Source organism: Mesorhizobium sp. M0152 (genome assembly GCF_040322415.1).
Taxonomy (GTDB): Bacteria; Pseudomonadota; Alphaproteobacteria; order Rhizobiales; family Rhizobiaceae; genus Mesorhizobium.
On the sequence record NZ_JAMYTH010000015.1, the window covers coordinates 43819 to 55182 of the forward strand.

The 11364-nt window shown below is 60.8% G+C and carries 9 protein-coding genes; 8 read left to right on the forward strand and 1 reads right to left on the reverse strand.

Translation table 11 applies throughout. The features are described from left to right. Window positions 1–79 precede the first annotated feature (79 nt). The 5 genes from NKJ26_RS16795 to NKJ26_RS16815 all read left to right on the forward strand — a co-directional run bounded on the left by NKJ26_RS16795 (window position 80) and on the right by NKJ26_RS16815 (window position 6697). Window positions 80–1975: an ABC transporter ATP-binding protein gene (locus NKJ26_RS16795; RefSeq protein ID WP_352604513.1), complete on the forward strand. Its 1896-nt coding sequence runs from the start codon at window positions 80–82 to the stop codon at window positions 1973–1975. Beyond that, a complete protein-coding gene (locus NKJ26_RS16800; RefSeq protein WP_352604515.1) occupies window positions 1972–3870 on the forward strand; it encodes an ABC transporter substrate-binding protein in 1899 nt (632 codons plus the stop codon). The genes NKJ26_RS16795 and NKJ26_RS16800 overlap by 4 nt, the downstream gene beginning before the upstream one ends. Window positions 3871–3872: 2 nt before the next feature. After that, on the forward strand, window positions 3873–4871 hold the full coding sequence (locus NKJ26_RS16805) for an ABC transporter permease (protein WP_352604516.1): 999 nt from the start codon (window positions 3873–3875) through the stop codon (window positions 4869–4871). Beyond that, a complete protein-coding gene (locus NKJ26_RS16810; RefSeq protein ID WP_352696241.1) occupies window positions 4868–6049 on the forward strand; it encodes an ABC transporter permease in 1182 nt (393 codons plus the stop codon). The genes NKJ26_RS16805 and NKJ26_RS16810 overlap by 4 nt, the downstream gene beginning before the upstream one ends. A gap of 168 nt (window positions 6050–6217) precedes the next feature. Next, window positions 6218–6697, forward strand: a complete 480-nt coding sequence (locus NKJ26_RS16815; protein ID WP_352696242.1) for a class I SAM-dependent methyltransferase — start codon at window positions 6218–6220, stop codon at window positions 6695–6697. A gap of 51 nt (window positions 6698–6748) precedes the next feature. Here the strand turns inward: NKJ26_RS16815 and NKJ26_RS16820 are convergent, their stop codons facing one another. Next, entirely contained in the window at window positions 6749–8164 is a 1416-nt protein-coding gene (locus tag NKJ26_RS16820) for an adenylate/guanylate cyclase domain-containing protein (RefSeq protein WP_352696243.1), read from the reverse strand. A gap of 203 nt (window positions 8165–8367) precedes the next feature. Here NKJ26_RS16820 and NKJ26_RS16825 point away from each other — a divergent pair, with 203 nt between their 5' ends. The 3 genes from NKJ26_RS16825 to NKJ26_RS16835 all read left to right on the forward strand — a co-directional run bounded on the left by NKJ26_RS16825 (window position 8368) and on the right by NKJ26_RS16835 (window position 11359). Next, complete coding sequence (locus NKJ26_RS16825) at window positions 8368–9192, forward strand: hypothetical protein (RefSeq protein WP_352696244.1); 825 nt, start codon at window positions 8368–8370, stop codon at window positions 9190–9192. A 74-nt stretch (window positions 9193–9266) separates the two neighbouring features. Further along, window positions 9267–9791: a GNAT family N-acetyltransferase gene (locus NKJ26_RS16830; protein WP_352604526.1), complete on the forward strand. Its 525-nt coding sequence runs from the start codon at window positions 9267–9269 to the stop codon at window positions 9789–9791. 182 nt (window positions 9792–9973) lie between these two features. Next, window positions 9974–11359 (forward strand): hypothetical protein, encoded by a 1386-nt coding sequence (locus NKJ26_RS16835; protein WP_352604528.1) that lies wholly within the window; start codon window positions 9974–9976, stop codon window positions 11357–11359. Window positions 11360–11364 lie beyond the last annotated feature (5 nt).

An 11364-nucleotide genomic window follows, 5' to 3' on the forward strand; every position in this document is an offset into this window, starting at 1 on the left:
TGCTCTAGGCTGGCAATGCGCTAGTCTCGCTTTCTGGGTCTGCCGCCCGGCAGGCCGGCAGGAGTGGGCTGGTATAAGAATGAATTCGGGCGTTGATCTACTGCGGGTCGAAGACGTTGGCATCTCTTTTGCCATTATCGGGGGACCGTTGCATGCCGTCAGGCGTGCAAATCTTCGCGTCCTTCCCGGCAAGGTTACCGCGCTTGTGGGCGAGTCCGGTTCCGGAAAATCGGTTCTTAGCCAGGCAGTGATGGGCATTTTGCCGAACACAGCCCATGTTCGTGGCCGTATCCTATTTTCCGATCCTGAAAAGCCCGGCACGACGCAGGATATCCTGCAGATGCCGCGTGACGGACCCGAAATCCGGGCGTTGAGAGGCAGCCGCATCGGCAAGATTTTTCAGGAGCCGATGATATCGCTGTCGCCGCTGCACACGATCGGCAACCAGGTCAGCGAATCCCTGCAAATTCATACGCCCATGGCTCGGGCAGAGCGCAAGGCGCGGACCGAGGAAATGCTCAGCCTGGTCGGCTTTCCCAATCCCAAGCGCGCCTATGACATGTATCCGTTTGAACTTTCGGGAGGATTGCGTCAGCGTGCCATGATCGCCATGGCGCTTATCTGCCGGCCCGCCCTGTTGATCGCGGACGAGCCGACGACGGCGTTGGACGTCACCATCCAGGCGCAAATCCTGCAATTGCTGCGCGGGCTTCAGAGCAAGCTGAACATGGCGATGCTGCTGATCACGCACGACCTCGGTGTGGTCGCCAATGTCGCCGACGAGGTGGTGGTCATCTACCATGGCGAGATCATGGAAGCGGGACCTGTCGAGGCGATATTCCGCCGGCCAGGTCACCCCTACCTGAGGGGCCTGATGGCAGCCGTTCCGCATTTCGACCTGAAGCCTGGTGAACGGCTAAAGGCGCTCCGCGAGGTGCCTGTGAATGTCGAGAATCTGCTCGGCAAACAGACGGCGCCAGCATCGAAGGGACCGGACGACATCCTGCTATCGGTCAGGGATCTGACAAAGACCTTCACCATCCGCAAGTCCGGATGGTTCGGCGGGAAACATCAAACCTCTGTTCGCGCCGTAGACGGCGTGAGCTTCGATATCAGGCGGGGTGAGTGCCTGGGCTTGGTCGGCGAAAGCGGCTCCGGCAAAACCACCGTCAGCAAGATCCTCATGCGGGCTGTCACCCCGAGCGGCGGCTCTGTGATCTTCAGCGGCCGCGATGGACCGATCGACGTATTGGGAGGCGACACAGACGCCCTGCGCCTGCTGCGCGCGAAAATCCAGATGGTCTTTCAGGATCCGGTTTCGTCGCTTTCACCTCGCATGACGGTGGAGAACATCTTGAGCGAGCCGTTGGAAATCCATCAACGGGGCAATGCCGCGTCCCGACTAGCCACGGTCAAGAGCCTTATGCAGGCAATCGGGCTCGATCCGCGCTTCATCAAGCGTTATCCGCACAGTTTCTCCGGCGGGCAGCGTCAGCGTATCGGCATCGCGCGCGCGTTGGCGCTGGGGCCTGAACTCCTGATCTGCGACGAGCCGGTTTCGGCGCTCGATGTCTCTGTCCAGGCGCAGATCCTGAACCTCTTGAAGGACCTGCAGAAGGAACTGGGCCTGACCTACCTTTTCATATCCCACAACCTAGCGGTGGTGGACTACATGGCAGACCGCATCGCGGTGATGTGCGGCGGGCGTATCGTCGAGCTTGCCCCGCGCGAAATTCTGCTTAGGAAACCGGTCCACCCCTACACGCGCTCACTGGTCGCCGCAGTCCCTTTTCCCGATCTCGACCGGCCGATGGATTTCAAGACGTTGAAGCTCAGCGGCGCTTCCGACACCAGCGCATGGGGACCGCAATTCCGCGACGAGGGTGACGAGGATAGGCTGTCGGCGCTCGATCTTGGCGGCGGCCACCTCGTGCTGGCCCGACGTTCGGCCGATGTCAGCGAGCTACGCCCTTGATCAGCCGGCGCACCGTCCTTGGGCTCATGACTTCGGCATTTCTGCCGGGCACGCTGCACGCAGGCGATCTGGAGCCGGAATTTCTTCAGCCGCAGCTGAAGGCTAGGGCGCTGCCGGCACTCGCCGACCGCCTTCCCAAGAGCCCGCGCGTTTTGAATCTCGCTGCGATGGGCCGGCAGCCCGGCCAGTATGGCGGCACGCTGCGCACGATCATCGGCAGCCAGAAAGATATCCGGATGATGACGATCTATGGGTATGCTCGCCTGGTCGGCTATGACGAAAAGCTTAACATGCAACCCGACATCCTCGAAAGTTTCGACGTAGCGCATGATCGAGTCTTCACTTTCAAGATACGGGAAGGACATAAATGGTCTGACGGCAGCCTGTTGACGCCGGAGGACTTTCGCTATTGCTGGGAAGATGTCTGGCTGAACGATGAGCTTTCGCAAGGCGGCCTTGCCCCGGGCCTGCTGGCGGATGGCAAGGCGCCACGCTTCGAGATCGTCGACCCGTTGACGGTCCGCTACAGTTGGGAGGCGCCAAATCCCGACTTCCTGCCCAAGCTCGCTGCTGCCTCGCCGCTATCGCTTGTTCTGCCGGCCGCCTATCTCAAGCAGTTCCACAAGAAATACCAAGATGCATTCCGGCTCGCCGGCCTGATGACGGAGAACCGGGTCCAGAAATGGACGCTCCTGCATATCCGCATGTCGCGGCAGTATCGCCCGGAGAACCCGGAGCTGCCGACGCTCGATCCCTGGCAGAACCGGACCAAGCCGCCGGCTGAGCAGTTCATCTTCGAGCGAAACCCGTTCTTCCATAGAATAGACGAGAATGGCCGGCAACTGCCCTATGTTGACCGAATTGTCATGAATGTCAGCTCGTCGGCGATCATTTCCGCCAAGACCGGTGCGGGTGAGAGCGACCTGCAAACCATGGGAATTGACTTCGCCGATTACTCTTTCCTAAAGGATGCGGAGAAGCGTTACCCGGTGAAGATGCATCTTTGGAAACGCACACAGGGTTCGCGGCTGGCGCTGCTGCCCAATCTGAATTGTGCCGACCAGGTGTGGCGTAGCCTTTTTCGTGACGTGCGCGTGCGCCGCGCGCTTTCCCTCGCTGTGGACAGGCGCGAGATCAATTTGGCCGTGTTCTACGGATTGGCGCAGGAAAGTGCCGATACGGTCCTGCCGGAGAGCCCGCTCTACCGGCCGGAATTCGCGAAGGCCTGGGTCGCCCATGATCCCGGCCAGGCCAACGCCCTGCTCGACGAGGTCGGGCTTCAAACGCGCGACGATGATGGCCTGCGGGTTCTTCCCGATGGACGCCCGGCGCAGATCATCGTGGAAACGGCCGGCGAAAGCACGCTGGAAACCGACGCGCTCGAACTCATCACGGATCACTGGCGCCAGATCGGCATCGCCCTGTTCGTCCGGACTTCGCAGCGCGACATCTTCCGCAGCCGCGCGCTTGGCGGCCAGATCATAATGTCGATGTGGTCGGGCATCGACAATGGCGTGCCGACCCCCGACATGAATCCGTACCAGTTGGCCCCCACCATCGACGATCAGCTGCAATGGCCGCTCTGGGGTGCCCACTACCTGTCTCGTGGCACGCTGGGTGAGGCGCCCGATCTTCCGCCTGTGGTCGAGTTGATGGCTTTGCTCAAGCGCTGGAACGCGTCGACCGATGCCACGTCGCGCGCCGAGATCTGGAATTCAATGCTGTCGATCTACACCGATCAGGTGTTTTCGATCGGCACGGTGAACGGAACGCATCAGCCGGTTCTGGCGTCCTCACGGCTGCGCAATCTGCCTGACAAGGCGCTCTACGGCTATGACCCGACCGCCTATTTCGGTGTCTACATGCCGGATACATTCTGGCTTGGAGAGTCCTGAGCGTGTTTCGATATATTGTCTGGCGCATCGCTGTGATGGTTCCAACGCTGCTGATCATATCGGCGCTGGTGTTCACGATCATCGAACTTCCCCCAGGCGATTATTTCGACAGCTATGTTTCCGAGCTTCGGGCTCAGGGCGAAGCGGTGGATTCCGATCGCATCCAAATGATGCGGAAGGAATATGGTTTCGACCAGCCGCCGGTCATTCGCTACTTCTACTGGGTCGGCGGGATGCTGCGCGGTGATTTCGGCTATTCCTTCGAGTATGAGCTGCCGGTTCGCGACGTCGTCGGCGACCGAATGTGGCTGACCGTGCTGGTTTCCTTCGTCACGATCATCTTCACCTGGCTCATCGCCTTTCCGATCGGCATGTACTCCGCCACGCGTCAATACAGTTGGGGCGACTACGGCCTTACTCTCTTCGGCCTTCTCGGCCTTGCCATTCCGAATTTCATGCTGGCGCTGATCCTGATGTATTTCGCCAATATCTGGTTCGGCACCTCCATCGGCCATCTCATGGACCCGCAATATCTCAGTGAGCCGATGAGCTTGGCCAAGGCGAAGTCGATCCTCGCCCATCTCTGGATCCCGGTCTTGATCATCGGCACCGGCGGCACGGCAAGCATGATCCGGCGGCTGCGCGCCAATCTGCTCGATGAGCTTCATAAGCAATATGTCGTGACCGCGCGCGCCAAAGGCCTTCATCCCTTCAGGGCGCTCGTCAAATATCCGCTGCGCATGGCGCTCAATTTCTTCATTTCCGACATCGGCTCTATCCTGCCGGCCATCATCTCCGGCGCCGAAATCACCGCGATAGTGCTGTCTTTGGAAACCACCGGGCCGATGCTGATCAGAGCGCTGCAAAGCCAGGATATGTATCTGGCAGGGTCGTTCCTGATGTTCCTCGCCTTCCTGACGGTCATCGGTGTCCTGATTTCCGACTTGGCGCTGGCGCTCCTTGATCCGCGAATTCGTTTGCAAGGCGGCAGCACCAAATGAAAACGCAATCGCCGCTGCCCGCTCCGGGTGCCCCACTGCAACACTACGTTTCCAGCGCGCCCTTTGACCTGCAATCGGTAGAGGCGATGACGGCGGAGCAGTCGAAGGTCTTTCAGGCGTCGCAGTTGCGCCTGATGTGGTGGAAATTCCGACGGCACCGGCTTGCCCTTGTGTCCGGCATATTCCTGGCAGCGCTCTATTTCGGGATACTGATCTGCGAGTTTCTGGCGCCCTACAATCTGCACACGCGCAACATGGACTACATCTATTCGCCGCCGCAGCGGGTGCACCTGTTCCATAACGGCAAGCTTGTCGGGCCGTTCGTCTATGGTCGCCAGATGACGCTGGATATGGACTCACTCAAACGGAACTACATCGACAAACAGGATGATGTTCAGCGGATTCGTTTCTTCTGCAAGGGCGACAGTTACCAGTTTTGGGGCCTCGTCGAAGGTGACAGGCATTTTGTCTGTCCTGCCGAAAACGGCCAGCTCTTCCTGGCCGGCACCGACAGGCTGGGGCGCGATGTGCTCTCGCGCATCATCTATGGCGCACGCATTTCACTGACCATCGGCCTTGTCGGCATCAGTTTCAGCTTCCTGCTCGGCATTGTCATAGGTGGAATGGCTGGCTATCACGGCGGTATCTTCGACCTGATCGTTCAACGGATAATCGAAGTTCTGCAATCGATCCCCAGCATTCCGCTATGGCTGGCTCTGGCGGCGATCATGCCGATAACCTGGAGTCCAATCCTGATCTATTTCGGCATCACCGTCATCCTCGGGCTGATCCACTGGACCGGGCTGGCGCGGGCCGTGCGGTCAAAGCTTCTAGCCTTGCGCGAGGAGGATTACGTTCTGGCCGCGCAATTGATGGGCGCCAGCAGCAGCCGCATTATCCGGCGGCACCTCATTCCCGGCTTCATGTCGCATCTGATCGCGACGGCGACGATCTCCATACCCGGCATGATCCTGGGCGAGACGGCGCTGAGCTTCCTTGGGCTTGGCCTGAGGCCGCCGACAACCAGCTGGGGCATCCTGCTCACCGAGGCGCGCAGCGTCAGCGTCATCGCGTTCTATCCATGGCTGCTTTTGCCGATGCTCCCTGTCATTCTCGTCATCTTGGCGTTCAACTTCCTCGGCGACGGATTGCGGGATGCCGCAGACCCATACAAATGACATCGCTATTCCGCAGCGCTCCGGGCCGCCAAGTCCACCCGGTACGATCCTCGTCGGCAGCCTGTTCGGTTGTTGCAGTGTTCATCGTTGGCCTCTATATGCGACGAAGCTCGATCGGGGTTTAATCGCGGGCATTGCCTTGAGTAGGTTCAGGACACACAAACGCATATGAGTCGCCTCGAGAGTTTCATCCGCAGGCTGACCGCACAGCGCGACATTCTCGATCAAATCTGCGCGGAGGTAGCGAAGATCGAGGGCCCCGTGCTCGAGCTCGGCCTCGGCAATGGCCGGACGTTCCACCATCTGCGCGAGCGCCTGCCCGGACGCCGAATCGTAGCGTTCGACCGCACGCTGGCCGCCCACTCCAGCTCAATTCCCGAAGCTGAAAACCTCGTGCTCGGCGAAATACGCGAGACGGCGAGCAGGTTCATTGGCATCGAGGCCGCTCTTGTTCATGCCGACATCGGAACCGGCTATGAAGATCGCGATGCAGTGACCTCTACCTGGCTTCCCGATCTGACCGCGCGCCTGCTTCGCCTCGGCGGCATCGCGGTCAGCGGCACGCCGCTCGATCACCCGCAGTTGCAGCGCCTCGCGCCGCCGCCTTCGGTGCCCGCCGATCGGTATTTTGTCTGCCGGCGCGTGTGAGGGGCCCAGACGACCCAACCCTTCGGGACCAAGTCTTCGGGGGCCAAGTCTTCAGGGGATCGTATATACTGCTATTTCCCGCTCGATGCCGCGCAGCGAAACCTCGTGGGGCACGGGTGTCAGCGCGTTCCGGTGCAACAGATCGGCGGTGAGATTGTCGTCGACTACCGCACGCGTGGCGAAGATCGCCTGTGCGTTGGCAAGGTTCTGGACCCGCGAAGCAATGTTGACCGTCTGGCCGAAATAGTCCTGTCGCTCGTTCATGGACACGGCGATGCAGGGGCCGGCATGGACGCCGATCTTGAGCAGCAGGTCCTCGCGCCCGCTCTTGTCGTTGAGCTCACGCATGGCATCGCGCATCCTGAGGGCCGCAGCAATCGCACGATCGGGCGTCGCGAAGGTCGCCATCACCGCATCACCGATCGTCTTCACCACCGCGCCTGCCTCCGCGGCGACGATCTCGTGCAGAACCTGGAAATGCAAGCGCACGAGATCGAAGGCGGAAAGGTCGCCCACCCGCTCGTAAAGCTCGGTCGATCCGCGCAGGTCGGTGAACAGGAAGGTCAGGCTGGTGATCTTCAGGCGCTGGTTGATGTCGAGCGTATCCGTGCGATAGAGATCGCGAAACGTCTGGTTGGTGAGCAGGCGCTTGGCGGTCAGGAAGGGCCGGCTTTTACCCAGGAAACCATGCAACGCTTCGCCGGCGATGAAGACCGTCGGCAGCACGCGGGTGTCGGTCCTGTTTTCCAGCGAAATGCGCACCGGGCCGGGTTGCATCTCCAGAGTCTGGTTCTGGACATGGTCGCGGTCGAAGACCAAAGAGAGGCTTCGGCGCTCCTTTGTTGGTTCGCCCTTCACGTCGATGAACTGCGCTGAATGGGTGACCGGCTCGAAGACGATGATGAATTCGGGCGGAAGCTGTATGGGCAGAACCGCCTTTTCACCCGGCGCAAGCTCGATATCCTCCAGCGAGAACGCTTCCATCTGTTTCGCGAAATCCTGTTCCGGCAGATCGACGCCGGACCCCCAGTAGATCTGGCGGAAATATTCCGCCACCGGCAGCTCGTGTGGATTGTGGGCGGCAATCCTGCGCATGCGGGGATTGACGGTGAATGTCACCTCGACCATCTCGTCGAGGGTCGGCGCATAGCCCTCGGAGCACAGCGCGCAGGTGTATTCGTCCTTCTGCAAGGTTTTCAGCGTGGCGTTGGTGTCGAGCACGCCGCCACAGCCGGGGCACAGAACATTCCAGGAAATGTCGAAGATGCCCACCCGCGCCGCATGCAGAAAGGCGCTTATTGCGCGCTCCTCGTCCAGGCCATGCTTGCTGGCGAAGGCTGGGGCATTGATGCGGCAAAGTTCGCGGTCGTCGCCCTCCGCGATGGTTCGCTTGATCGCGTCGATCGCCTGTGGATCGACATCGGTCGATTGTCGCAGAAGCGAGAACAGATCCTGAGCTTCGTTCATCGTGCAGGCTCCGGAAGTTGCACCCCGAGGCGTGTTGACCGGACCGGTCTTTGGTCCGAGCGCTCCATCTTACTTCGAAACCGACGGTACGGCCATCGAATGGATAAGCCTAGGGACAATTCAATTTCCATTCGGCGGATTTTCATCGGCGGCAAGCGGCACTATGATGGCCCATGGGGCATTCATGTTTGGGGCTCTCTCCCATGCCGACATCCAACAACCCGCCATTTCCCGCGGCCCTGCGCCTTTTCTCTGTGGTGGTTATCGTCGTCCTGATCGTAGGCGCCGGCCTGTTTTTCGCGCCTGTGTTTGTCCAGCCGCGCTGGCCTTGGGCCGTCACGCCGTTCAATGCCCGCTTTCTTGGCGGCTTCTACACCGCCGAAATGATCGTGATGGCGGCGCTGCTGTTCTGGAATCGCTGGTCGCCCGGCAGGCTCGTGCTCGTCATGGCCTTTATCTTCACCGTCATCGTGTCGATGGCTTCGTTCATCAATCTCGGCTATTTCAACTTCGAGCGCAAAGCGCCCTGGCTCTGGTTTTTTGTCTATCTTGCCGCGGCCGCGGTATCCGGGCTGTTCCTGTGGCGGGCCAGGGCCCGTCCTTCTGCAAAAGGCGTGACCTTAAGCCCCGCATGGCGCGGCTACATGCCGATGGAATCGGCGCTCCTTGGGCTCTATGGCCTCGGCCTATTGCTGTTTCCCCTGACATTCAGCAGCATCTGGCCATGGCCGGTCGATGCCTTCCACGCTCAGGTCTACAGCGCCATCTTCCTGGCTGGTGCGGGCGGCATATGCCTCGTCTGGAGGAGTGCGCCGCGCGAGGAACTGCTGGTCCTCGGCTTGGCGCAGTTTCTGGTTGGCCTGCTTGCCGTCGTTGGCCTCGCCATCACCGACGCTGCGGTGCACCGGATCGACTGGACGGCGACCGGGACATTGTTCTGGCTCGCCCTTTTTGGCTGGATCGGGATCAGCGGCGTCTTCAAAGTCTACGTCGCCTCCCGGTATTTTGGCCCGCAATCGGCATCATAGGCTGCAGAGACGGCTAGATTTTCAAGTGACGTCCGGTGCATCGTGGCGGACCGATTGCCTTCGCCGGGAACGCCATGACCAGCACGATCTTGCCATCCTCCGACAAAATCCAGCCGCAGCTCCGATCCGTCCGGCCAAGCGATGCGGAGGCGCTTTGCGCTATCTTCAACATGCCGGGCTTCCGCTCGGGCACGTTCAGGATGCCCTTCGAGATGGTGGAGCAGGTGGAGCGACGCATCGCCAAGTCCGGCAAGGAAACCACTTGGATCGTTGCGGAGTTGGACGGCAAGGTCGTCGGCCATGGCAGCTTGGTTGTGCAGGGTTCGCCGCGCCGTTCGCATATCGGCGAGATCAATATCGGCCTTGACGATGCCTTTGTCGGGAAGGGCATCGGCTCTGCCATACTTGGCGCGTTGCTTGACGTGGCCGACAACTGGCGGGCCCTGAAGCGGGTCGAATTGACCGTCTATGCCGACAACGAACCGGCCCTCCGTCTCTACACAAGCCACGGCTTCGAGGTCGAAGGTCGGCATGTGAAGGCCGGTTTTACTGACGGGCAGTACCACGACCTCCTGAGCATGGCCCGGCTGCGGTTCTAAGATCCGCTGTTTAGCCAAGCTGACAATTCCTGCCGAGTCGGCGAACAGGTGACTGCTCATGGAGAACTGCACAGCATACGGTCAGTTTCGTCTCACACCATGTGATCGGGTTGCCATCTGGCCGACCGAATCCAAGTTTGGTCTCCCTTGGCGTTTGCACCGCAAGCGGCTAGACGGGATCAATGACCGCCGTCTTTGATCCAACCCCCACGCCTCCGGCGGAACTCCTGGCTGTGCTGTCGCTGCTCTGCCCGGAAGTCGTGCGTGACATCGAGCAGAACTGGAACGCGCCGGTTTCCGATTACGCCCGCCATCTGTGGCGGCCGGTGGCAAGGCCTGCATCGGGGCCGGCGATCGCTGCCCGCTCGATCCTACGCGAGGTCCTGCATCAGCGCCTCGGTGGGATTATGCAGCCTGAGGAGATCGGCAAGGCTCTCGAAGAGTTCGAGCACGCACCGGTGATTCAGTCCGGCCTGCACTGCCTGCTTCTGATGGACAGGATCACCTTCGATGCCCTCCTGCTTGCCTGGCTCGGCGCGGTCGAAAACGGGCTGTCGGCCTTTTTCGGCTTCATGGGAACGACGATGACCATGGAGACAATTGGCCGGGAGGGGCCGGGATGGCTCGATGTCGGCAACGACAAGGTCAACCTGTTTGGCATGGGGCGGCACAAACTGTGCCGCAAAAGCGCCTGCGTGGCCGGTCCCGTCTCCCTCAACAAGCACGCGCTCGCAGCGGTGGGCGATGAAACGGATGCCAGCCGCTGGCTGGGGACATTGCTTGCCAGCCAGGATAAGGTGTTTGGAACAGCCGCCGATGCGCTGACAGCCCTCAATGAGGATCTGGTCGCCGATTGGGATCGGTCCGGCATGGCCCTGCCGGTTTTCATCGATGACCGGCTCGCCGCTTCTGCCATGGCGAGGCATCTAGAACATGACGGCAGCCTTCTTTCCAGACTGCTCATTGAGCCCGCAAGGCGCCAGCGTCTCGACCGTGCCTTGCAAGAGGCCGCATCGAGCCCGTTTGGCAGATTCCTGCCCAACGCCACGGCCTATTTCTGGGGCATCCGCGAGGAGCGCGTGCGCAAGCTCGTCCTCGAGAACGGGCGTCTGATCGAGCCTGACAGGCCGCATGGTCTTTCCATCCCGTTCGAGCGGCCGCATCTCAAGCAGGCGCTGCTGGATGGCGCGCTGCTGCCCAACTTGTTCCTGACGTTCCTTGTCCTTGCCATATTGCCGCGGGTGCGGGTTGTGGGCGGCCTGAGACAGATTGGCTATGTAGCGCTTTTCCACTCAATTCTGCTGGCTGCGCTGGACGAAGACGCACCGGACGAGCGCGATCTGGCTGCGGAGCTGCAGGTTCGGGAAAATGCCTGGGGCACGCGGGTCATCGATGAAAAGATCTCGGTTCGCAAGCAGCTTGCCGGCCTGCCCGAAGGGGCGCTCTTCCCGGACCTGCTCCGGCAATATCGATCGCGCACATTTGCCGAAACGACCGACGACCTGAGATTGGTTCGCGAAAATGCCCGATGGCGCAAGATCGGCCAGGCGGAGATCAAGGCGTCTTGAGCCTC